The organism is Bacillus sp. JJ1566, from assembly GCF_036962685.1.
In the GTDB taxonomy this organism is placed as follows: domain Bacteria; phylum Bacillota; class Bacilli; order Bacillales; family Bacillaceae_L; genus Ferdinandcohnia.
The window spans coordinates 65,177-90,960 of record NZ_JBALOP010000038.1; the positions used below are offsets into that span (position 1 = coordinate 65,177).

Consider the following 25,784-nt stretch of genomic DNA (forward strand, 5'->3'; position numbering starts at 1 on the left):
AATACGCCAAGGCGCATTTAATTAACGAGACTACATCTTGGAGGAAATTTTATGGAATTAGTAGATATTAAGCATGAACTGGATAAAATGGCTAAGAAATTAGCGGGCTTCAGGGGGTCTCTTTGACTTAGAGGCCAAACAAGCGCGAATCACCGAGCTTGATGAAATGATGTCAATGCCAGATTTCTGGAATGACCAGAATGCAGCTCAAACCGTGATTAACGAAGCAAATGCACTAAAGGATCAGGTAGTTGAATTCAATAACCTAAATGATGCTTATGAAAATCTAGAGCTTACCTATCAGCTTGTTAAGGAAGAGCCAGATGCAGATTTACAGGCAGAGCTAGATGAGGAAATTCAAGAACTATCTAAGAGTCTAAGTGATTTTGAGCTGCAGCTACTTTTAAGCGAGCCGCATGATAAAAATAATGCAATCTTAGAGCTTCACCCAGGTGCGGGTGGTACAGAGTCACAGGACTGGGGCTCCTTGCTTCTTCGTATGTACACTCGTTGGGCTGAGAAAAAAGGCTTCAAGGTTGAAACGTTGGACTATCTACCTGGTGACGAAGCCGGGATTAAGAGTGTTACCCTTTTAATCAAAGGCCACAACGCCTACGGCTATTTGAAGGCTGAAAAAGGGGTACACCGTTTAGTAAGGATTTCACCGTTCGACTCATCAGGTCGTCGTCACACTTCATTTGTGTCTTGTGAAGTTATGCCGGAGTTCAACGATGAGATCGAAATCGACATCCGCAGTGAAGATTTAAAAATTGATACGTACCGTGCTAGTGGAGCGGGTGGTCAACACATTAACACCACGGACTCAGCTGTTCGTATTACACACACACCAACGAATACAGTTGTAACGTGTCAAACTGAGCGTTCCCAAATCAAGAACCGTGAACAAGCGATGAAAATGTTGAAGTCAAAGTTGTACCAGCTTGAAATTGAAAAACAGCAAGCCGAATTAGACGAAATCCGCGGTGAACAAAAAGAAATCGGCTGGGGCAGTCAAATCCGCTCCTATGTTTTCCACCCATATTCCATGGTTAAAGACCACCGCACAAATGTTGAGGTTGGTAACACTGGAAGCGTTATGGACGGCGATATTGATATCTTTATTGATGCGTATTTACGTTCGAAATTGAATTAATGTTTTGAGGGGGGCAGCCATGTGGCTGCCCCTTTTGGTATGTTTTTGTGAGGGCAGAGAACCTGTGGTACATGCAATTATTAAAGTAGATGCAATATCTGTGATACGACGCAAAAATCTTTGGGACGACGCCAAATATCTTAGGGACGACGCAAAAACCTTTGGAAAGACGCAAATATCCATGGAACAACGCAAAAGTCCATGGGACGACGCAAAAACCTTTGGAACGACGCAAAAATCCATGAGACGACGCAAATATCCGTAAGCGACATAAAATATTCATGGCGCAAGGCCAAAGAAATTCATAATCTCCGGCCCCCCTTAGCTTAACTGCAAACAAACGATGTTTAAACCATTTTTCCCCAGCACACCTATGTTCAAATCTATGAAAAAAATGTAAAATAGAGGGAGAAATATAAATTGGGGGATAACCTTATGACTGAAAAGATTTTATCAATCGAAGAGTTAAAACGAGAGGATCTTATTCGAAAAAACAAATTGGTCGGCCTTGTTTCACTTATTTCTGTCATTCTAGCAGTTGTTGTTGAAATTTCGATTGGACAGCCGCTGCAAATGATTCTTACGATCGGAATCGGCGGGGCTATTGTTCTATCAATCTTATTTTTACTGATTTACAAGAACCTATTTTTAAAGCAAGTACCTTATTTTTCAGTTATAGGGATTTCGGTGGTTCTGTTTATCATTATGTCTAGCTCGCAATCGGCGCCGATTATCCTTTTACCATTCTATCTTCTGACAACGGTTGCAATCTACAACATGCGAAAAACACTAATCTTTGGTGTGGCTTGTGCCATCTTAATAACAGTTCTATTTTTCGTGACAAAGGGGCAGGAATTTGGCTATACCCCGAAGGAACTTATTATCTACTATTTAATTTTCACGGTTATCATTGCGACTCTGTTTTTCCAGAGTATCGTTACAGGAAGGTTGACTCAGGATATTCAGGAGACGCATAAGCATACCGAGCAACTGCTAGAAATGAGAAAGCAGCATGCGGCCCAGCTTGAGGCAAGTTCACAAACCATTAGCGAAAACATTACAAATATCCGCCGTCAAGGTGAGGAGCAAATGCATTCCTTCAATGAAATGACATTTGCCGTTTCGGAAATCTCATCAGGGATGAATACGCAAAACGAAGCAGCGTCAACTATTACCGAAACCATTGAGGAACTCAACAAGGTCGTTCAGTCGCTTGTAAAAGGTTCTAACCACCTTAGCATTCAGACGGAAAATGCGAATCAAGCGGCTGACAATGGTAACGAGACCATCGACCTATTACTCACAAAAATCACGGACTTCCAAGCATCCGTAAATTCAATGTCTGAAACAATGAATTTATTAGTTAAAAAAATACATGAGACAAATGGTTTCACGGATCGTATTCAGGAGATTGCGTCGCAAACGAATTTACTCGCGTTGAACGCCTCGATCGAAGCAGCACGCGCAGGTGAAAGCGGGAAAGGCTTTGCTGTTGTTGCATCCGAAATTCGGAAGCTTTCAGAGGTCACATCAAATACAGCAAACCTCATCGCTGAGAATCTTAAAGAAGTAAATGAAAGCACCACATTAACGCAAAAACAAATGGCGGAAAACGCTGAAAAAATGGACGAGAGTGTCAAGCTTACAAAGGATACTAAAGGTGTATTCACAGTTATCGACGACACCGTTTCTGAGCTCAACGAGACTGTTAAGCATTTCGAGAAAATTGCGAACGAAATTGGAAATTCATCACTTTCGATGGAAATCTCAGTCAATGAATTTGCATCCATCATTGAAGAAACAACTGCATCGCTCGAGGAAATCACGGCATCCATCGAAAACCAAAACGGCCAGATGCAGCACCTCGTCTCCTATGTTCAAAACACAGACGACGCTACAGCAGAACTAATGGAGATTTTTAAAGAAAAATAGTTGGTATCTAGTCTCAGGGTAGCGGGGACAGGTCTTCTGTCCCAATTCGCTTAAAAGTGGGCAAAGGGACATCTATCTCATTAAAGGAGTGAAATACATATGGTCTATCAAGCTAGTAAAAGTCGTTATAGTGAAATGAAGTATAATCGTGTTGGGAAATCTGGTTTATTGTTACCTGCGATTTCCTTAGGATTGTGGCATAATTTCGGGGGAGTCGACTCGTTTGAAAATGGGCGGAACATTTTACGAAAGGCATTTGATCTTGGAATTACCCATTTTGATTTGGCGAACAACTATGGACCACCACCTGGTAGTGCTGAAGAAATGTTCGGGAAGATGATGAAGGAGGATTTTGCGTCATATCGTGATGAGATGGTCATTTCCACGAAGGCAGGCTACCACATGTGGGAAGGTCCATATGGCGACTGGGGTTCTAGAAAGTATTTGATATCAAGCCTTGACCAAAGCTTAAAACGAATGGGCCTTGAATATGTGGATATTTTTTATTCACACCGTCCAGACTCGAACACACCACTTGAGGAAACAATGGGCGCCCTTGACCAAATTGTTCGACAAGGCAAAGCACTGTATGTTGGAATTTCTAATTACAGTCCTACTCAAACATTGGAAGCGATTCGTATTTTAAAAGAGTTGGGTACACCATTGCTCATTCACCAACCAAGATATTCGATGTTCGACCGCTGGATTGAGGACGGTCTGCAGGATGTGTTAACTGAAAATGGCGTGGGCTCCATCGTGTTTTCCCCGATGGCCCAAGGATTGTTAACGAATAAGTATCTAGGCGGCATTCCGAACGATTCAAGGGCAGCGAAGGTAAATACATTCCTTCAAAAAGATCAAATTACAGAGGATGTTTTACAAAAAATCCAAAAGCTAAATGAACTTGCCGTAGAAAGAGGACAAAGCCTTGCGCAAATGGCACTGGCATGGGTTTTGCGTGAAGGTCGAGTCATGTCCGCCTTAGTTGGAGCGAGCAAAGTAAGTCAGATTGAGGACAGTATAGCGGCCTTAAAAAATCTCAATTTCACTGAAGAAGAATTAACAAAAATTGAGGATATTTTAAAATAAATTAGTCATACTAGTAAGGCGCATAATAGAAGGGGAGTAGCCTAGATTAGGTTGCTCCTCTTCTATTTGTTGTGAACACGGGGAGACTACTAAAATAATTTTTTGTTTACTAAAATTGTTTACTTTGCGTCAATTCATGTATACTATATAAGTAGAAGGAAGACAGAAGGGATGAGAAGTTATGGCCACGATTCGTGATATAGCCCAGAAATCTGGCTTTTCAATTGCAACGGTTTCTAGAGTGCTTAATAATGATGTGAATTTATCTGTTAGTGAAGATACAAGAGATAAAATTAAAGCGGTTGCTGAAAGTTTAGGGTATAAAAAGAAGCAAGGGGTTACGCAATTAAACAATGTTGCTTTTCTATATTGGATCTCCAATGAAGAAGAGCTTGAAGATGTTTTTTTTAAGGGGATTCGAACGGAGCTTGAAAAGCAAGCGAAACAACGGAAAATCGAATTGGTTCGTTATCACATAGATGATGGAATAGAAAAGGTAGATAAGAATTCAACGGCATTTATTGCGATTGGAAAGTTAACTGAACGGGAAATCAAATACCTAGAGGAAATCACTCCTCATGGCGTGTTTTTAAATACAAGAAGAGACCCGCATAATCTTGATTCTGTCCTACCTGATTTGAAGCTTATGACAGAATACATGATTCAGTTCTTTGAAGGGCTAGGGTACGAACGTATAGGGTTTATTGGTGCGGATGATTATGATGTAGAGACACATGAACCTATTCCTCAGTTACGGGAGATCACGTTCAGAAACTATCAAAGAGAACAAAATAATTTAAAGGAAGAGGATATTTTAATCGTACCTGCAAGTACTGTGAAAAATGGCTATAAAGCTGCAATGAAGGCGATTGAGGAGATGGGGGATGACCTTCCGGAAGCATTTGTTGTTGCGACTGATCCACTTGCAATTGGGGCGCTTCAAGCATTTAATGAAATGCAAATTCCGATCCCCCAACGAGTTGCATTCTTTAGTATCAATAATATCAGTGTAACAAAATATGTTTCTCCACCATTAACAACCTTTCATATTGATATTCCTACCCTTTGTGAAACTGGTTTGGATCTCGTAGAGGAAAGGTTAACAAAAAATAGAACAACCGCGAAAACGGTATATATACAAGGAAAACCGATTTTTCGAAAAAGTACACCATCCATAGAAGGAAAAAAGTGAGCTGCGGGCTCTCTTTTTTTTGCCCTAATCGCATATTGTCACACATTACCGGGCGCATGAACACCACCAACCTGGAGAAAGTAAGGATATGTATATGCTAAAGACTGGAAAATAGTGAAAAAACAGTAAACACAGATAATAATTTTAGTAAAATAATAATAATTAAACGTTTACATTTTTACTTCAAGGTGATATTATTTTATTAGTAAACAAATTACTAAAAAGGGGAATGGATTTTATGAAAAATAAATTCAGCTTTTTTATTGTAGTAATAGTATTAACTGTCTTACTGGCTGCTTGTGGTAGTTCAAGTAGTCAAGGTGGGGCTGACGACGATGTCGTTACTATCTGGGCAAATAACATTAACGTCCCGGTATTAGAAAAAGCGGCAGAAATCTATAAACAGGATCACCCTGATTTCAAAGTGAAAATTATTGAAACAGGTGGTAAGGATATTAAAAGTAAAACAACAACGGGATTACAGGCTGGCGGGAAAGGACTACCAGACGGATTACTTCAATCAGACGATGAGCTTCAAGGTAAATTAGAAGCTTTCCCTAATGCATTTGCAAATCTAAGTGAACTGGGATTTGATGAAAATAAAAAGGATTTTCCAGAGTTCAAACTAGACGCTGTTTCAAAGGATGGGAATATCTATGCAATGCCATTTGATACAGGTCCAGCTGCTGTCTTCTATCGCACAGATATCTTTGAAGAAGCTGGTGTAAATCCGGATGACATCAAAACATGGGATGACTATATTGAAGCTGGTGGAAAAATTAAAGAAGCTACCGGTAAAGCAATGCTAAGCTATGACCAAGCCGATGCGAACGTATACACCATTATCCTCAATCAGCAAGGTGAAGGTTATTATGATGAGGATAATAACTTAATCGTTGGTAGTGAAGCTTCTGTTAATGCTCTTACTGTGTTAAAAGGTTTGAAAGATCGAGACGCTCTTTTAGGTGCTACAGGTTGGGATGGATGGGTAACGACCATCGCAAACTCAGAGACGGCATCCGTGATTGCAGGTGGTTGGTTAGTTGGAACAATTAAGCAACAAGCAATCGAAACAGAAGGTAATTGGGGCCTAATGCCATTACCAGCACATGAGGAAGGCGGAACACGCTCATCTGTTCAGGGTGGAAGTTCATTTGTCATTCCTTCAACTGGTAATAAAGTTCAAGAAACATACGATTTCCTTTCATGGTTTACCACAAGTGTTGAGGCACAAGAAATTGCAATGGAAGGTGGATTATTCCCTACCTATGCACCTGTGTTTGAATCGAAGATTTTTGATGCAGAAGAGCCATTCTTCGGAAATCAAAAAATTTGGCGTTTCTTAGCTGACGAGATGGACAAGATCCCAACGATCATTTATACCAAAAATGATCCAATCGCTCGTGATGAAATTGTAAAAGCACAAGGTGATGCAATGAATGGTAAAAGTGCAGATGAAGCCATGCAGCAGGCAAAGAAAAATATAGAAAATCGAATGAAATAGGAAAGATAGAGGTAATGAAAGGGATTCTTTCATTACCTCTCCCATGAATAAGGGGGTTAACAACATGACGAATCGAATCAGCAAATCAAAATTGACACCGTATTTATTTTTAGCCCCAGCGCTCATTTTATTTCTTATCTTCACGGTGTACCCGATTATCTCTTCCTTTATATTGAGCTTTCAGACCTCTGAAGGTGGAGTATACGTATTTACTGGACTTGATAACTATGTACGATTAATCAATGACTCAACATTCCATCAAGCCCTATATAACACATTTATCATATTCATTGTTCAAGTACCAATTATGATTTTTTTCGCGCTTGTTTTAGCAGCGCTATTAAATAGTAAACTATTAAAATTTAAGGGTTTATTCCGTACAGGGTTCTTTCTTCCGGCTGTAACTTCATTAGTTGCATACTCTATTTTGTTCTCAATCATTTTGATGGATAAAGGTATACTGAATCAATTTTTGATGTTAATTGGGATTGATGCTATACCTTGGTTGAATGACCCATTTTGGGCAAAGGTTTCAATTATTATTGCCATGACATGGAGATGGACAGGTTATAACATGGTTATCTATCTTGCTGCGATGCAAAATATTTCAGAGGAAACCTATGAAGCTGCTTCCATGGATGGTGCAGGAAAAGTTCGACAATTCTTCTCCATTACCATTCCACAATTGAAACCGATTATTTTATTCACTTCAATTATCTCAACGATTGCGACATTACAATTATTTGATGAACCATTTAACCTTACAAAAGGTGGACCTGGGGATTCAACGGCAACACTAGGATTAATGATTTATAAAAATGGATTCGAATACTATGACTTTAGCTATGCTTCGGCCATTGCATATGTCGTAGTAGTTGTTGTTGCGGTCTTATCACTAATTCAATCAAAAGTAACGGGAGATGGTAAATAATGCAGGAAAATAAAGCATCAAGATTCTCGAGAAAAGCAGTTATTTATCTTCTTTTGCTAATCGGTATCGTGATTTCAATTTTCCCATTTTATTGGATGCTAGTGGGTGCAACGAATCATACGAGTAAAATGTTTTCAAATCCACCAACCCTGTCATTTGGAGATCAATTTTTAACGAATTTTGCGAACTTAAATGAAAGCATCAATATTTGGCGAGTATTATTTAATTCTTTATTTGTTTCCGGTGTTTATGTGATTTTAGCACTGATGGTTTCAACGATGGCCGCATATGCCTTAGCGAAATTTCATTTTAAAGGGAATAAATTTATTTTTATGATGTTTCTCTTATCGATGATGATACCGTATCAGGCGCTTCTTATTCCTCAGTTTAGGATGATGGCCGATTACGGATTGTTAAATACGTATGTTGCCCTTATATTGCCAACGGTTTGTACACCTTTTGCCATCTTTTTAATGAGGCAAAACTTTATGGCATTTCCAACAGAATTGATAGAAGCAGCTCGTATGGATGGAGCAGGAGAAATGAAAATTTTCTTTCGGATTGTCATCCCATCGATGAAGCCTGCGCTTGCAGCAACTTCAATCTTCCTATTCTTATCACAATGGAATAACTTTCTCTGGCCATTAGTCGTTACGACATCAACGGATATGTATACATTTCCAGTTGCATTATCAAGTCTAAAAGGTGTTTCAATCATTGACTACGGTCAAATCAACGTCGGGATTTTAATCGCTACAATCCCAATTATCATCTTCTTCCTAGCTTTACAAAAACACTTTATCCAAGGAATGCTGGGAAGTGCGATTAAATAGTGTGGGACACGGGGACAGGTTCCCTGTCCCACTTACTTAAATAACTGGGACGAGGGACCTGTCCCTCTGTCCCAACTTTTGGAGGTCAAAATGAAGCAACTACAAGATTACGAGAACTTACATGTACTTCAAAAGAATCGAATAAAGGATCGTTCTTATTTTATGTCTTATCGGAATGTAGAGGATGCACTTAGCTTTGATAGAGGTCGTGCGCATGGATTTATTCTATTAAATGGGATGTGGAAGTTTCATTATGCGGAAACTCCCGAACATGCCCCATCTTCTTTTTACGAAAATAATTATGATACTAGTAATTGGGATGATTTGCAGGTTCCATCAAGCTGGCAGTTACATGGGTATGGTAACCCTCATTATACAAATTACCGCTACCCGTTTCCGGTCGATCCTCCCTATGTTCCAACTGAAAATCCAACTGGTTCCTATCGACGCGATTTTTATGTAACCGCTGAAATGCTAAAAGAGTTAGTTTTTTTACGCTTTGAAGGGGTAGATAGTGCATTTCACGTGTGGATCAATGGTCAGTTTGTTGGCTATAGTCAAGGAAGTCGAATGGCTTCGGAATTTGATGTGACATCTTTTGTTCAGGAAGGGAATAATACCATTGCTGTCCGAGTCTATCAATGGTCAGACGGTAGCTATATAGAAGACCAAGACATGTGGTGGTTAAGTGGTATTTTCAGAGATGTGTATTTACTAGCAAAACCAAAAGTATATACACACGACTTCTTTGTGAAAACAACATTGGATGAAGCGTACAAAGATGCAGAATTACAGCTTGAATCTGTGATACATTCACAGATTGATAATCCAAAAGAATACCAGTTAGATATTCAGCTTTTTGATGAAAATGATCGAGAAGTTGAAGAAGCAATACGGGAAGTAACATTCCAAATGAGTGGGTCAAGTGAAACAAAACTGGATACTAGTATACCAATAAGTAACCCTTTTAAATGGACGGCGGAAACCCCTTATTTATACTACTTACTTATGACATTGAAGGATGACAAAGGTAATGTGATAGAGGTTATATCAACAAAAGTCGGATTTAGGCAGGTAGAATTAAAGGATGGCTTAATCCAGGTAAATGGGGTACCGGTTCTTTTTAAGGGTGTAAACCGTCACGATCATCATCCAGACTTAGGCCGTGCAGTTCCGCTAGACTGGATGATAAAAGATATTGAGCTTATGAAGCAACATAACATTAACGCAGTACGTTCAGCGCATTATCCGAATGATCCTCGTTTTTACGATTTATGTGATGAGTATGGGTTGTATGTCATAAATGAGGCAGACCTAGAATGTCACGGGTTTGACTTTATCGGGAAGCAACACCAATTAAGTCAGGATCCGGAATGGAAGGACGCGTATCTTGACCGAATGAAGAGAATGGTAGAACGTGATAAAAACCATCCTTCTATCATTATTTGGTCGTTAGGAAATGAATCTGGATTTGGGCAAAACCATATCGAAATGGCCGAGTGGGTAAAGCAAAAGGATCCGACCAGACTTGTTCATTATGAAGGGGAAACTCGTTTCATTATGACCGGGGAAAATAATAACCCAACACGTCTGCATGAAGCGGCTGATATGTTTTCAACGATGTATACGCCTCATGCCCTTATGGAGAAATTAGGTAGCCGAACGGATTTAGCTCAACCACATATTTTATGTGAATTTGCACATGCGATGGGAAATGGACCAGGTGGGTTCAAGGAGTATTTTGATTTATTTTATAAATATGAACGCCTTCAAGGTGGATTCGTATGGGAATGGCTAGACCATGGTGTTCGCCAATATACAGAAGACGGCGAGGAATATTTTGCTTATGGCGGCGATTTCGGGGAAACGCCTCATGACGGCACATTTGTTATTGATGGACTTGTCATGCCAGATCGTACACCATCGCCAGCGCTTATTGAATATAAAAAGGTGATTGAACCGGTGAGAGTTGAAGCGATTGATCTCAAAAGTGGAACGGTTCGCATTCAAAACCTTTATAATTTTAGTACATTAAATCACCTAACGATTGCTTGGTCTCTTGTTTCCGATGGAAACGTATTAGATGGTGGAATGATAGAGATGCCTACGATTGAACCTGGTGAGTCAGGTGAAATTAAAATTCCATTTGCGTTACCGAACATAATAAAAACAAATACCGATTACTGGCTAAACATCCAATTCAATCAGTCTTCTGATACGAAATGGGCAAAAGCGGGTCATGAGGTTGCATGGGCTCAATTTGAGCTGCCTGTAAATGAAACCTTGGAAGTGAATGATAATCGGGTATATCGTCTTTTAGTTATAAAGGAAACTGAGCAGAAGCTTGCGGTGAGCGGAGAATCTTTCGAGTATAGATTCGATAAAATTTACGGCGTCCTCGAGTCGTGGAAGCACCAAGGGATCGAATTGTTAGAACAAGGTCCGAAGATTAACATTTGGAGAGCGCCAACAGAAAATGACAAGCTAGGCTTAGAGGAATTTAGTGTGAAAAAAGAAGAAGCAGAGTGGAGAAAATTCGGACTCCATCATATGCAAAATCGCGTATTAACGGTTGAGTATGAGGTTTCGCCAACTGCTGATCAGGTAAAAGTTGATGTGAAATCTCGATTCGCTCCTTCTACACATGCATGGGGCTTTGAGACAACTATGACGTATACAATTTCAAAAAATGGGTCATGTAAGATTGAGGTACATGGAAAGAAACAAGGGAAATCCTCATCTACATTACCGAAAATTGGCCTACAAATGAAATTGAAGCCTCAGTTGAATCAAGTCGATTGGTATGGAAGAGGACCTGGAGAGTCTTACTCCGATAGCAAGCTAGCGAATCGCTTTGGGGTTTGGGCAAAGACGGTAGATGAGCTGTACACGCCATATGTCGTTCCTCAGGAAAACGGGAATCGACATGACGTGAGATGGGCTTCGTTAACAGACCTTTCCGGAGTTGGTTTACTTGTTGCTGGCCAACCAAGCTTTGATTTTAGTGCAAGCTATTATTCGACTGAAACACTTGAAAAAGCAAGCCATACCTATGATTTAGTGAAAGATGACTATATCACTTTTAATGTTGATTACAAGCAACTAGGTTTAGGATCAGCAAGCTGCGGACCAGGGGTTCTCGAACCATATCAATTGAAAAATGAGGACTTCCATTTTACAGTAAGCTTCCGTGCTTTTTCAAAAAGCGAGCATTCACCAATTGAATTAAGTAAAATGATGTAATTATTTTAATGCCTGTTGCCATTGGATTATTCCGATGGTGATAGGCATTTTTAGTGTGACACAGCGACAATGAAATCAAGAGATAACGGAAGTTTTAATTTTTAGTAAAAATTAAGTAAAACTATTGAAGTTTTTTACCTATCGCTCTACAATAAAAGTAGAAACAAAAGTATTGGAGGCAAATCGCCATGGATCTCAAGCAACTTTCAGATAAGTTTACAGCAGTATTTAACGAAACCGATTACAGAAACTTCTTCGCGCCTGGGCGAATTAACCTCATTGGAGAGCACACTGACTATAACGGTGGCCACGTTTTCCCAGCATCTATCACAAAAGGAACTTATGCGTTAGCAAGAAAACGCCAAGACGCCAAAATTAGAATGTACTCAATGAACTTTGAAGACCTTGGTGTGATTGAGTTTGACCTAAACAACCTTGACTACAATAAAGCTCACGACTGGGCGAATTATCCGAAGGGGATGCTCCGTTACCTACGCGAAAAAGGCTATGAAATTCCAACAGGTGTGGATGTCCTGTTTTACGGAAACATTCCAAACGGTGCAGGTCTTTCATCTTCTGCATCCATCGAACTCGCATCAGGTGTGATGCTTGAAAATTTATTTAATCTCGACATTGACCGTGTGGAGTTAGTAAAAATCGGACAACTTGTGGAAAATAAGTTCATTGGTGTCAACAGTGGCATTATGGACCAATTTGCTATTGGAATGGGTAAAAGAAATGCAGGAATTTTACTAGATTGTGATACATTAAAATATGAATACGCACCACTGGATCTTGATGAGCATCTCATTTTAATCATGAACACGAACAAACGCCGTGAGCTTGCGGATTCAAAATACAATGAGCGCCGCAGTGAGTGTGAACAAGCACTTGCACAGCTTCAAAAAGAACTTAACGTTCAAGCACTTGGTAACATTACGAGTGAACAATTTGAACAGCACAAGCATTTAATCGAAAACGAGACATTACAAAAGCGTGCGAAACATGCGGTATATGAAAACGAACGTACACTGGATGCACTCAAGGCTCTAAAAGCTGGTGATCTCACAGAATTCGGCCGCTTACTCAACGCATCCCACACATCATTGCGTGATGATTATGAAGTAACTGGAAAAGAATTAGATACGTTAGCGGAAGTCGCATGGGTACAGGATGGAGTGCTTGGCGCACGAATGACAGGCGCTGGCTTCGGTGGCTGTGCAATTGCCCTCGTCGAAAAAGACAAAGCGCAGGCAATCATTGAAACTATCGGAAAAATCTACGAAGAAACCATCGGCTATCAGGCTTCCTTCTATGAAGTAAGCATTGGCGATGGCGCGAAAGAACTATAAAGGAGTGAATCTTATATGAGTATTTTAGTTTTAGGTGGAGCAGGTTATATCGGTTCTCATGCCGTTTATCAATTAATTGACGCGAACGAAGATGTTGTCGTTGTTGACAATCTTCAAACTGGCCATAAAGAGGCGGTTCACCCGAAAGCGAAGTTTTACCAAGGCGACATTCGTGATCGTGCATTTTTACAATCCGTTTTTGAAAAAGAAAGCATTGACGCGGTGATCCACTTTGCGGCAAATTCACTTGTCGGTGAGTCGATGGTGGACCCGTTAAAATACTACGACAATAATGTATACGGAACACAGATAGTGCTTGAAACAATGAAAAACAATAACGTGAAATACATCGTGTTCTCATCAACTGCTGCAACCTATGGTGAGCCAAAGCAGGTGCCAATTACAGAGGACATGCCAACTGTTCCAACGAATACGTACGGCGAAACAAAGCTTGCGATGGAAAAAATGATGAAGTGGTCCGAGATGGCGCATGACATTAAATTCGTCTCACTTCGCTATTTCAACGTGGCAGGTGCGCGCTCGACTAGTGAAATCGGGGAGGACCATGATCCGGAAACGCATCTAATCCCAGTTATTTTACAAGCGGCGTTAGGAACTCGAGAGTACATCACCATTTTCGGTGAGGACTACGACACTCCAGACGGCACATGTATCCGCGACTACATCCATGTTGAGGACCTTATTAATGCACATATTTTAGCATTGAAATATCTGCAAAATGGTGGAGAGAGCAATTATTTTAACCTTGGAAGCAACAGTGGTTTTTCTGTTAAGGAAATGGTTGAGGCGGCAAAAGAGGTTACGCAGCGTGATATTCCTGTGAAGCTAGGCGATCGCCGCGCGGGCGACCCAAGCATCCTCATCGCATCATCTGGAAAAGCGAAAGAAGTGCTCGGCTGGGAGCCAAAGCGTACGTCAATCAATGAAATCATCAAGGATGCGTGGAACTGGCATGTCAACCACCCAAATGGGTATGAAAGCTGAGGGGAGCAACATGAATATTTATGGAACCGTACAACAGCTAACCGAGCAAGCAATCAAGGTTGGCCTCATTGAAAAAGAAGATAGGATTTACGTTCGCAACCAGGTTCTTTCTTTGCTTAATCTAGAGGACTTCGTACCAACTGCCTCAGCAGAAAAAGACATTCCGACTTTGGTTGAAGACCTAGTGGAGTATGCGTGCGGACAAAAAGTCATCGAGGACTATTTTGACGCAAAGGAAATACTTGCGAGTAGAATCATGAACACGATGATTCCACATCCATCCGCGGTCACACGTCATTTTTACGAACTTCATGAAAATGAACCGGTTGCTGCGACGAACTATTTTTATAAGCTAAGTAAAAACAGCAATTACATTCAAATGAAGCGGATAGAAAAAAACATTGAATATAAGGTAGAAACAAAGTACGGGGAACTAGATATTACGATTAACCTGTCAAAGCCTGAAAAGGATCCAAAGCAAATTGCACTTGAAAAAGAGGCCAAAACAACTGGCGAGAAATATCCGAAATGCTTACTTTGTGTGGAAAATGAAGGGTATGCGGGTCGCATCGGACATCCGGCTCGCACCAACCATCGCATCATTCCGGTGCCACTCGAGGGTGAAAATTGGTATTTGCAGTACTCGCCATATGTGTACTACAACGAGCATTGCATTTTGCTTTGTGAAGACCATCGCGATATGAAAATCAGCAAGGCGACATTCGAGCGCTTACTAGGTTTTATCGAGAAATTTCCGCACTATTTCATTGGCTCAAATGCAGACATCCCTATTGTGGGCGGCTCGATTTTATCCCATGATCACTATCAGGGTGGAAACTATGAGTTTGCAATGGCAAAAGCCGAGGATGAGTTGAAATTCAATTGTGATCGCTATGATAATATCGAATTCTCAACTGTAAAATGGCCGATGTCTGTCCTTCGTTTACGAAGTGCTGATAAGGAAGCTTTGGGGGAAGCGGGCGACCACATTTTACAAGCATGGCGCCACTATAGCGACTCAGAAGTCGACATCATTGCGTTCACCGGCGAAACACCACATAACACGATAACACCAATTGCTCGGAAGCGAGATGGCATGTACGAGCTTGACCTTGTGCTTCGCAATAATCGCACAAACGACGAGCATCCACATGGCATTTTTCATCCACATGCTGATGTGCATCATATTAAAAAGGAAAACATCGGTCTCATTGAGGTGATGGGATTAGCGGTGCTTCCGGCTCGACTCAAAACCGAGCTACAAGAGGTTGAAAGCTACTTAATTGGTGAAGCCAACTCAGTCAACCCGATTCACCAGGAATGGGCGGACGATCTTAAAGCTTATAATCCAACAAAAGAAAATGTTCAAGAGCTTGTGAAGCGTGAAGTCGGGAAGAAATTTATGCGTGTCCTTGAGGATGCCGGTGTGTATAAGCGTGATGAAGCGGGCCAAGCAGCTTTTAAGAGATTTATAGACCATTTTACAAAATAGGAGATTATGAAAATGGAAATCCAAACCCATCCGTACGGAATGTTCGATAACCAAGAAGTTCAGGCGTTTACGTTAAAAAATGACAACGGGCTAAGCGTGACCTGTATTGATTATGGCTGTATTATCACGGAAATCCTTGCACCTGACCAAAGTGGCAAAGTGGAGAATGTTGTGCTTGGATTCGATAATCTTGAAGGCTATCTTAGCGACCAGACCTATCAAGGCGCTATCGTTGGCCGTATCGCAGGTCGTATCAGAGGCGGACATTTTAAGCTGAACGGTCAACCCTTTTTCCTTGATCAAAATGAAAACAATAACCATATCCATGGCGGGATACAAGGGTTCAGCAAAGTTGTGTGGGACTCTACTCTTATAAAGGAAGAAGATAGGGTCGGTGTTGAGTTCAAGTATGTAAGTGAAGACGGCGAGGGGGGCTATCCCGGAACTGTTGAAATGACAGTGACTTACACACTTAATAACGATAACGAATTTGTGATATCGGGTAAAGGCACACCTGATGCGGACACCATTTTAAACATCACAAATCACGCGTATTTTAACCTGTCCGGTAATATGAAAAGTAATGTCCTCGACCATGAACTGACGATTAAAAGTAGCAAGTTTCTCGAGTTGGACCATGAGTTTCTACCTACCGGTGAACTCCTGGATGTTACCGGAACGGTATTTGATTTTCGTAATGGCCGTAAAATCGCAGACGGTCCGAAATCAAATCATGAACAGATTGTGCTTGTCGGTGGAGGCTACGACCATCCATTTTTACTAGATGAAAAAGTAGTTCAGCTTTACGATGAGGCATCTGGACGCAAACTAATAGTTGAGACAAACCAGCAGGCAGTTGTTGTCTACACAAGCAACACGATGGAAGGGTTTGAAATGCGCGGTGGCGAAGCACGACCATACTTAGGCATTTGCCTAGAAACACAAGCACCACCTGACGCCATTCATCACCCACACCTCCCATCCACAATCGTCAAAAAAGGCGAAGAATACCAATGGAAAACGAAGTATACGTTTCTGACAAAATAGGGACCAGGGGGACGGTTCTCCTGGTCCCCAGGAAAACTGTATGTTGGAAGATTGCGTTAATGACTCGAATTTGGTGAAGATGCAAATATCACGCAGACGACGCAAATATTCTGTGGGAGACGCAAATATCGAACAGATGACGCAAATATGGCAAAAACGACGCATATATCAGGCAGACGACGCAAATATTCAGTGGGAGACGCAAATTTGTTCACAACGATGCAAATATCATTTGCTACCGACGCAATTCCCCGTGTATAACACACAAATCAAATAAACAATTCCTAAGAAAGGAGATGAACCATGGCAACGATCAAAGATATAGCGGAAAAAGCGGGTGTCTCGATAGCGACGGTATCGCGGGTTCTCAACTATGATGCCAGTTTATCCGTCAGCGATGACACGAAGAAGAAAATATTCGAGGTTGCCGAGGCACTTTCCTATAAAAAACGTCCCACCAAAAAGTCTCCTGCTGCTCGGATTGGGATTCTCCTTTGGTACACAGAAAAAGAGGAGCTCAATGACCTGTATTACATGTCAATTCGGCTTGGGGTTGAGCAGCGCTGTGAGCATCACGGTATCCAGGTGGTCAATTTTTACAATAGCATTGAGAGCATGAAGCAGGAGGAGCTTCAGGGGATTATTGCGGTTGGTAAGTTCAGCATAAGCCAAGTCGAAGAACTATCGAAAATGGTGGAGCACCTCGTGTTTGTCGATTCAAACCCGGACGAAGATAAATATGATGCAGTCGTGATTGATTTTGAAAAAGCAACGCGAACGGTGTTAAAGCATTTTATCGAGAAGGGTCATACGAGCATTGGTTATTTAGGCGGTCGTGAGGAATTCAAGGACCACTCTGCAGAAATCGAAGAAACCCGGGAGAAAACATTCAAAACGTTTCTTGGCGAAGCAAATCTATTTGATGAAAACAACCTATATATAGGAAGCTTTACGGTTGAGGATGGCTACAAGCTGATGAAGCAAGCAATTGAAGATAAAGGCGTAGCACTTCCAACAGCCTTCTTCGCAGCCAATGACCTGATTGCAATCGGTGCATTGCGTGCACTTAACGAAGAAAAAATTGATGTGCCTAAGCGGGTGAGCCTCATTGGTGTCAATGACATAAGTGTATCTAAATACGTCTTTCCGCCGCTGTCAACGATCAAGGTTCATACCGAAGTCATGGGCGAAACCGCCGTCGACACCATCCTCGAACGAATCACTGGAAGGCAAATTGCGAAAAAGATATTCATCACAACTAAATTAGTTATACGTGAAACCTAGTCCACCCGACTAGGTTTTTCTTCGTCTTAGATATACCACGCACGTGTTTATCGATAAATGATGTATGGACCTATATAACACTAAATTGCTGTGCCTCAAACATCATCCGCTCTCAAAAAAACACACCCTATATAGTAGGAAAGAAAGAGTACGAAAATCCCCATAGTGACCGCGAAAATCAGGGAAACCTTAGTACAATCCTCTCATTTTTCTGCCGAAACCTCCTTCGATTTTTACTCTTAAAATGTGTAAATGACAAAAAATGGGCGCTCTTTTACAAATCTATTACTAATTTTTTAAAGTACTCTACTTTTTCGACTCCACAAATATGAAAATGCTTACAGATAAATAGAATTGTCCGAGCTAATGTCAAGTTACATTTATATTACAAACTTTAATAAGAAAAGGACTAAATTCCTATGAATTGTAATAAAGGGCTTCAAGAGGTCTGAATTCGAGATATTATGTCTAGGATTATCAACATTCTTCTGTTTTCAAAATGTCTATAAGTACTAGTGGGATAGTACACCTTAGGTAGTAGGCAGGTCCGACAGAACCGACAGTTTGTAGAAAAATGTAGATAAAACAGGCCTTTCGTATTGGTTTTGATGATGTGTGAATATTCCGGAAAAATTGACCTAATTCAAAATATCAGGTAATTTTTAGTATATATTTGGAAAAAGTGTGAACGTACTATATAATTTTTGCCCCGTATATGGGTATTTCACTATATATAACTTATTTAAGATAAGTAGGTGACTTTTATGGGAATTAACGTTTCTGCTGCCATTTCACAAGCAAACCAACTTCGCAACTATGCCTCACAACTTCGTAATCTCAAAAGCTCTCTAAATGGGTTTAAGGGGAATCTCAACTCAGCCTGGAAAGCGACGGAGGTTCAGTATATCAATCAAGCAATCGCCGAGATCAATCGTGAATTAAACCAGATTGCCTCAAAGCTTGACTCAGTTGCTCCAGACATCATCTCAGTTGCAAACCAAATCAAACGTGAAGAAGAGGCAGCTGCTCGTGCGGAAGCTGAGGCAAGAAGGAAAGCCGAAGAGGAAGCGCGAAAAAGAGCTGAGATAAATGGACCATATCCACGCTCATATTGGTAGGATGATAGGTTTTACATAATCAGAGGGATTTTGAATGAAAAAGGGAAAGCAACGAAAGTCGGTCATAAGCCTTGATCTTCATCATTAAGCTCTTTCAATATGTTTCAATGTTTTTTTCATGATTTTTTATATTGAAGCATTGGAGAGTATTTATGTTGGGAACAAGACGGGTGATCTTATTACACTTATCATTTTGTTTCTATTAAACTATTGGATTTTAAGATGGATGAGTAAGTATCCCGTCTCGTACCCAGGCATGTATATTCTGAACGGATTGTTAACTCCCATTAGTCTTATTTTTATCATATACATGCTAATTTTCATAACTGGTAGACGTACTTTTGGTGAAGGTGTAGATTACTTCATCCTTCTACTTGGTCTACTTTCAACCGCGTTTTGGTGGAATTTTAATATTTTAGAAGTAGTACGCAAGAAAAAAAGGAAAAAGGGAATGCCTCAAAGGTTGCAGAAGAAGTCGTTTAAAAATCGGCGAATGTAATCGTCTTTTTAAACACTTATTTGAAGGAGAGATTTGCTTTGATACTAACTCTATTTGATCGGGAAAAGGCTTTTACATTTGTGCTGCCAGAGCGTATTACGGGGCGTTATATTTTAACGTCTGAGGATGCGAATGGAAAAGCAGCGGATATGATGGCGATTGAGGCGGAGGACGGAAAATGGTTTTTGAAGTCCAACAAATCAGCGTTTCTAACGAATGACAAGCAGGAAACGCTTGTTAAACAGGAAATTGAGCCATTTAAAACGTACACAATTTCCCGCAATCATGACGCATCTGCTCTTTTATATGTGGAGCCACCGACAAATGGCCGGAATGAGTATACAAAGCATGAGGTGACGGGACACAGCATTCGGGTTGGCCGTGGGAATGACAGCCACATCCGGTTCTCGAATAAGCTCGTATCTAGCTCCCACTGTGTGATTCAGTACGATTCACAGGGTCATGCAATTATCCGTGACAACAACAGCTCGAATGGAACCTATGTCAACGGAGAGCGTGTGAAGGAAAGAATACTATCAACCGGTGATGTCGTTTACATCATGGGGTTAAAAATTATCTACAATGGCAAGCTACTTTCACTGAATAACCCACATCAATTGGTATTTTTAGACCGTAATGCCTTTCGTCCGTTTGAGGTGCAAAAGCCAATCATAGAGGACGAGGAGCCGCTCGACGACTTTCAAACAGAAGAAAAAAATGATGACCTTTTTTATCGCTCGCCCCGTTTTAAGCGAGACATTAAGAGGACGGAAATCAGAATCGACCCACCACCACAACAGCGGGAACTTGATGAAACGCCACTGATGTTCATGCTAGGACCGTCCATCACGATGGGGATGGGCTCCCTCTTCATGGGGTTGTTCACACTAAACAACGTGATGGCTCGAGGCGGGGATTTCACGCAAGCAATGCCGACCTTGATAATGTCGTTCAGTATGTTAATTGGAACGGTGCTTTGGCCAATTTTAACAAAGCGTCACGAAAAAAAGCAGCGTATTAAGCACGAAAAAAAACGCCAGGAAAAATACTCAAAATACATTGAAGAAATGGCGCAGGTCATTGAAGAAGAATGTGTAAGACAAAGTGAAATTCTTCATGAAAACCATGTCGCCCTACAGAATTTAACTTCACGAATCACGATGCGAAAAAGAAATCTATGGGAGCGTGCCATTGGTCAAAACGACTTCCTCAAGGTCCGCCTTGGGATTGGCGATCTCCCATTAAACGCTGAACTGAAATACCCTGAGAAAAAATTCACACTTGAGGACGACAATCTTCAGGATGAGCTTTATAAGTTGGTAGAGACTCCGCACATTTTAAAACAGGTGCCTGTCACCTTAAGCTTTGTTGAGGAATATGTCAGCGGTGTGATTGGACGCCGCAGTCGTGTCCAGGATTTTGTGAAGGGACTTATTTTTCAATTAACTGCCCTTCACAGCTATGACGAGCTCAAGCTTGTGTTCCTATACGATCAGAGTGAAGAAGAGTATTGGAAGTTTGTGAAATGGCTTCCGCATGTGTGGGATGAGGGGATGCAGATTCGCTTTATCGCGACAGATGCGACTGAAGTAAAGGAACTGTCCGCTTATTTTGAAAAAGAAATCGCACATCGTGCCAGCCTAGATGAGGAGCAGTTAAAGGATCTTGACCAGCATTATTTGATTTTCTCAATGAGTAAGTCACTAGCGTCAAGGGCTGAGATGATCAACCTCCTTTTAGAAGAGAATAAGGACATCGGGATTGGCCTTGTGACCTTGTATGATGAGCTTAAAAATTTGCCGAAGGAATGTACGATGGTTGTCGAGCTAGCGGACGACATGTCTAAAATTTACGACAAGGACGACATTTCCGGCTCGTACACAGCATTTGATGCAGAATTTTACGAGCGCGATGATGCTGAGGAGGTTGCGATTCGTTTAGCCAATATCCAGCTTGCTTCCTCTGTTGAGGCATACACGTTGCCCGATATGATTACCTTCCTTGAAATGTTTGGTGTTAGTAAAATTGAGCACTTGAACGCACTGACACGCTGGAAGGAAAATAACCCAGTGCTCTCCATTGAAACGCCGATTGGGGTCGACACAATGGGTGAGAGTTTTAAATTAGACCTCCATGAAAAATACCACGGTCCACACGGGTTGATTGCGGGTATGACAGGGTCTGGTAAGTCTGAGTTCATCATGACCTTCATTTTGTCACTTGCGGTGAATTATCACCCAGATGAGGTTGCGTTTATTTTAATCGACTATAAGGGTGGCGGAATGGCGAATGCCTTTTTAAATCTGCCGCATCTTGCAGGAACGATTACGAACCTGGACGGGGCAGCTGTGAAGCGCTCATTGATTTCGATTCAAAGTGAGCTGAAGCGTCGTCAGTCGATATTTAGTGAGACGAGTCGACGTATGAATGTAAGTAATATTGACATTTATAAATACCAAAAGCTGTATCGCGAGGGGCAAGTATCAGAACCGCTGCAGCATTTGTTTATGATTTCAGATGAGTTCGCCGAGCTTAAAACCCAGCAGCCAGAGTTCATGGAGCAGCTAGTGAGTGCGGCTCGTATCGGACGAAGCCTAGGTGTCCACTTAATTTTAGCGACACAGAAGCCGTCCGGTGTCGTAGACGATCAAATTTGGAGTAACTCGAAATTTAGAATCAGTCTGAAGGTACAAGAAAAAGCAGACAGTATGGAGGTTATCAAGCGACCAGATGCCGCTGAGCTATCCCAGACAGGCCGTTTTTACCTCCAGGTTGGCTATAACGAGTTATTTGAGCTCGGTCAATCAGCATGGGCAGGAGCTCCATATTATCCAACTGAAAAAGTGGAGAAATACGTGGACGAAAGCATAAGCGTCATTGACCACTTAGGTCGCGTTATCAAGAGTGCGAAGATTGATCGTAGAAACATGGTGAAAAACCCACCGAAGCAAATTGATGAAGTGACAAAGTACTTAGAAAGTCTAGCAAAACAGGAAAATATCACGGTGAAGCAGCTATGGCTTGATCCGATACCTGCAAAGATTTATTTAGATCAATTAGCTGAAAAATATCGTGAAGCGACAACGAAACGCTTTGTGCTGAACCCAGTGATTGGAGAATATGACGATCCGGCAAACCAACGTCAAAATGTAATGAGACTGCCAATTACACAGGATGGCAATACTATTATTTATGGGGTTGCGGGCAGTGGGAAAACAACATTTGTTGCGTCGATTATGTACTCACTCATGGAATCTCATACGCCTGATGAGCTGAATGCGTATTTACTAGATTTTAGCTCAGAGACGCTAAGCTGGTTCCGTGAAGCGCCACATGTCGGGGATGTTCTGTTATCGCATGATAGTGAGAAGATTGATAATCTCTTTAAAATGTTGAATAGCGAGATTGAGAGACGTAAAAAGCAGTTATCTAATTACGGTGGAGATCTTCAAACATACAACCGTTTATCAGAGGATGGCCTGCCTTCGATTGTGATTGTGATCCACAACTATGCGGCGTTTTCTGAAATGTATGAGGCGTACGAAGAGGCGATTTCCTACCTCACTCGTGAAGGAACGAAGTACGGGATTTATTTTATCTTGACGGCTGCACATACCGGTGCGGTTCGCTACCGTTTGATGCAAAACTTCAAGCAGCTGTACGTGTTGCAGCTTAATGACACGACTGAATATTCAGCGGTGCTTGGAAATGTCGATGGTGTCTTTCCATCGAAGCATAAAGGCCGAGGTATTTTCAAGGCTGATGATGTGTATGAATTCCAGGTTGCCCTGATTACGGAGGGTGTCGAGGACATGTACCAATACATCACCGATTACTGTCGTCGTTTGCGCGACAATTGGGGCAAGGGTGCTGCAAAGCGAATTCCAGTCTTGCCTGAAAAAGTTGATATCGAGTATCTACATGACGAAATTCGTTACAACAAGACAAATAGACTACCAGTTGGTGTAGATAAAGATTCGCTTTCGATCTCTTATTTTGATTTCGGACAGTCGTTTGTCAATCTTGTGTTGGCTAGTAGTAGCGAATCATGCATGGGCGTGATGCAAGGGATTTCTGAAATCGTTCATGCGAATGAGAAAAATGAAGTCATCTTGCTTGACCCGAATGAGGAGCTTATTGGGCTTGGCGGAAAGCATGTGATTGGTGCGGCAGAGATGGAAGAGACAATTGTTTATCTGTTTAACACATTGGTGTTCCGCAACAACACAACGAAGGACGCTCTTGCCGAGGGTGCAACGCCACCAGTTTTTGACCCGATTTTCTGTATCGTTCATTCGTTCAACGACATGATGATGCTTTTATCAGAGGACGGTCAGGATAAGCTGAAGGTATTCCTTGAACGGATCGATGGACTCAATGTATTTATGGTCATCTCCGACCGTGCTGACGCCTTGAATTCAGTCGCATTCGAGCCATGGTTTAAAAAGCAGGTTTCGCTAAGTGACGGAATCTGGGTCGGCAACGGAATTACCGATCAGTACTTAATGAAAGTTTCAAAGGTTACAAATGGCATGTATCAAGAAATCCCTGAGGACTTCGGATACGTGCTCGTAAAAGGAAAACCAAAGTTAGTCAAACTTTTGACGGGTTCGGCAGTTCGTGAAGAGGAGGCGGTCTACCATGGATAAAGTGTTAGTCGAAGTATTCATTCCAGCCGCCGGTGAATCCTACGACGTCTTCATCCCGGCCGGGAGCAAGCTCTATGAAGTTACATTTTTACTCGCAAACACCATGACAGAGCTCTCGGGCGGCTACTTCGTCGCAACGGACACCACCGTCGTTTGCGACCGCGAAACCGGCACAATCTTTAACATCAACCAAACCGTGGAAGAGTTAGGATTTCTGAATGGGAAGAAATTGATGTTGGTGTAGGTGGGCCTCGGGGGAGCAAATTTGGCTTAGGGAACAATTATTTGGAGTTAGGGAACAATTCCAGCCGGATAGGGGACAATTCCTGCAAGTTAGGGAACAATTCACTCAACTTAGGTCACAAATACCTGGAAAGAGGAACTAATTCCGCTCCGACTCGATTCGTGAAATAGCGGAAATTCCAGCTTTGTCCGATAAATTGAAAAGTTTGGGCGATATCTGGCCGAAATGGTCCGATATAATCGTTTTTTTGTCCGATATATTCAAATTTCTGGCCGATATATTCAAAACTTTGTCCGATATGTTTAAAAAGGCCCGGGGCCACATCGCATATGTGACCCAGCCCGGGTTATACCGAAACAACCAAGTGGTAACACTTTTATATGCATTCAAAGTCATTGATCAAGTTAGGAAGGTGCCATATGAGGTTACAAAAGAGGGTAGTCTTATTCCTTCTTCTATTCATTCTAATAATAGGAGGAACAGGGTGTATGAGCTCAAGTAGCGCAGGAACAGAGGAAAAAGCAATTAAATATTTAGAAGAAAAGTATGGAAAAGAATTTGAGGTCATGTGGTCTAAAGAGGGCAGTAAGCTTTTTCAGGATTTATATGGTGGAGATATGATTACTGTTCATCCAAAGAACGAACCGAATATCGTCTTTATTGTGAAGGAATATAACGATGAGGGTGATTGGATTGATGATTATTTACCCGCAAAATGGGGTTATGAGCTTCATCAACAACTAGAATCAGATATTGCGAAGGAACTCCCAGAGGGAACCGAATTTAAAGTGAATTTATCCGCGGGTAATGACCAATATGACGAAACCATGGCTGACATGTCAGTCGATGAATTCCTTAGTGAAAATAAAGATGTTAAAGTTTCTCTCACTGCAGGGGTAAAAACAAAAGGTGAACCAGATATCAATCAATACAGTGAGGGAATCTACAATCTTTTTCAATTAATAAAGGGATTAGATGTTGAACTTTATGTCATTTCGGTTGGATTTGTTGATGAATCAGAGGAAATTACAGAATACATCAGATCATCTTTTGTCAATAATCTTCCATGGTCTAACTTAGATGCGAAGGTTTACGGAGAAGTGAATGTGGATGATAGGCTAGATCCTGAAAACCCTAGTGATATTGTTCATCCTAGTGTAATTCTTCATAGTCCTGAAAATGTAATCGAGAACTACGAAGCGTTTGGGGAGTGATTA

The 25,784-nt window shown here is 41.4% G+C and carries 17 protein-coding genes; all 17 read left to right on the forward strand.

The window, feature by feature from the left end; translation table 11 throughout:
• The first annotated feature begins 51 nt into the window (after positions 1 to 51).
• The 17 genes from prfB (at position 52) to V7112_RS14840 (ending at position 25,781) form a co-directional block, all read left to right on the forward strand.
• Positions 52 to 1,153 (forward strand): peptide chain release factor 2 gene (prfB, locus tag V7112_RS14760; protein ID WP_335421080.1). Its coding sequence is split into 2 segments (ribosomal slippage): positions 52 to 123 and positions 125 to 1,153, totalling 1,101 coding nucleotides; the frame shifts between segments, so codons are not numbered across the junction.
• 1,140 nt (positions 1,154 to 2,293) lie between these two features.
• Positions 2,294 to 3,085, forward strand: coding sequence for a methyl-accepting chemotaxis protein (locus V7112_RS23840; protein ID WP_438823894.1), 792 nt, complete (start codon positions 2,294 to 2,296; stop codon positions 3,083 to 3,085).
• A gap of 99 nt (positions 3,086 to 3,184) precedes the next feature.
• A complete protein-coding gene (gene mgrA, locus V7112_RS14770) occupies positions 3,185 to 4,174 on the forward strand; it encodes an L-glyceraldehyde 3-phosphate reductase (protein ID WP_335421085.1) in 990 nt (329 codons plus the stop codon).
• Positions 4,175 to 4,355: 181 nt separating this feature from the next.
• Positions 4,356 to 5,366 carry a LacI family DNA-binding transcriptional regulator gene (locus tag V7112_RS14775; protein WP_335421087.1) on the forward strand — a complete coding sequence of 337 codons (1,011 nt, stop codon included), beginning with the start codon at positions 4,356 to 4,358 and terminating at the stop codon, positions 5,364 to 5,366.
• A 238-nt stretch (positions 5,367 to 5,604) separates the two neighbouring features.
• Positions 5,605 to 6,870: an ABC transporter substrate-binding protein gene (locus V7112_RS14780; protein WP_335421089.1), complete on the forward strand. Its 1,266-nt coding sequence runs from the start codon at positions 5,605 to 5,607 to the stop codon at positions 6,868 to 6,870.
• A 64-nt stretch (positions 6,871 to 6,934) separates the two neighbouring features.
• Positions 6,935 to 7,801 (forward strand): carbohydrate ABC transporter permease, encoded by an 867-nt coding sequence (locus V7112_RS14785; RefSeq protein WP_335421092.1) that lies wholly within the window; start codon positions 6,935 to 6,937, stop codon positions 7,799 to 7,801.
• Positions 7,801 to 8,634, forward strand: coding sequence for a carbohydrate ABC transporter permease (locus tag V7112_RS14790; protein WP_335421094.1), 834 nt, complete (start codon positions 7,801 to 7,803; stop codon positions 8,632 to 8,634). Before V7112_RS14785 ends, V7112_RS14790 begins: the two co-directional genes overlap by 1 nt.
• A 90-nt stretch (positions 8,635 to 8,724) precedes the next feature.
• Positions 8,725 to 11,877 carry a glycoside hydrolase family 2 TIM barrel-domain containing protein gene (locus V7112_RS14795; protein ID WP_335421096.1) on the forward strand — a complete coding sequence of 1,051 codons (3,153 nt, stop codon included), beginning with the start codon at positions 8,725 to 8,727 and terminating at the stop codon, positions 11,875 to 11,877.
• Positions 11,878 to 12,065: 188 nt separating this feature from the next.
• Positions 12,066 to 13,229 (forward strand): galactokinase, encoded by a 1,164-nt coding sequence (locus tag V7112_RS14800; protein ID WP_335421098.1) that lies wholly within the window; start codon positions 12,066 to 12,068, stop codon positions 13,227 to 13,229.
• Positions 13,230 to 13,244: 15 nt separating this feature from the next.
• The gene (gene galE / locus V7112_RS14805) at positions 13,245 to 14,234 is read left to right on the forward strand and encodes a UDP-glucose 4-epimerase GalE (RefSeq protein ID WP_335421100.1); all 990 of its coding nucleotides are present in this window, start codon (positions 13,245 to 13,247) and stop codon (positions 14,232 to 14,234) included.
• Between the two features lie 10 nt (positions 14,235 to 14,244).
• On the forward strand, positions 14,245 to 15,726 hold the full coding sequence (gene galT, locus V7112_RS14810) for a UDP-glucose--hexose-1-phosphate uridylyltransferase (protein WP_335421102.1): 1,482 nt from the start codon (positions 14,245 to 14,247) through the stop codon (positions 15,724 to 15,726).
• Positions 15,727 to 15,738: 12 nt separating this feature from the next.
• On the forward strand, positions 15,739 to 16,773 hold the full coding sequence (locus V7112_RS14815; RefSeq protein ID WP_335421105.1) for an aldose epimerase family protein: 1,035 nt from the start codon (positions 15,739 to 15,741) through the stop codon (positions 16,771 to 16,773).
• Between the two features lie 303 nt (positions 16,774 to 17,076).
• Positions 17,077 to 18,057: a LacI family DNA-binding transcriptional regulator gene (locus tag V7112_RS14820; protein ID WP_335421107.1), complete on the forward strand. Its 981-nt coding sequence runs from the start codon at positions 17,077 to 17,079 to the stop codon at positions 18,055 to 18,057.
• Between the two features lie 764 nt (positions 18,058 to 18,821).
• Positions 18,822 to 19,175, forward strand: a complete 354-nt coding sequence (locus tag V7112_RS14825) for a hypothetical protein (RefSeq protein ID WP_335421109.1) — start codon at positions 18,822 to 18,824, stop codon at positions 19,173 to 19,175.
• Between the two features lie 537 nt (positions 19,176 to 19,712).
• On the forward strand, positions 19,713 to 24,323 hold the full coding sequence (gene essC / locus V7112_RS14830) for a type VII secretion protein EssC (protein WP_335421112.1): 4,611 nt from the start codon (positions 19,713 to 19,715) through the stop codon (positions 24,321 to 24,323).
• Positions 24,316 to 24,567: a methyltransferase gene (locus V7112_RS14835; protein ID WP_335421113.1), complete on the forward strand. Its 252-nt coding sequence runs from the start codon at positions 24,316 to 24,318 to the stop codon at positions 24,565 to 24,567. The genes essC and V7112_RS14835 overlap by 8 nt, the downstream gene beginning before the upstream one ends.
• 488 nt (positions 24,568 to 25,055) lie before the next feature.
• A complete protein-coding gene (locus V7112_RS14840) occupies positions 25,056 to 25,781 on the forward strand; it encodes a hypothetical protein (protein ID WP_335421115.1) in 726 nt (241 codons plus the stop codon).
• The last annotated feature ends 3 nt before the right edge of the window (positions 25,782 to 25,784 follow it).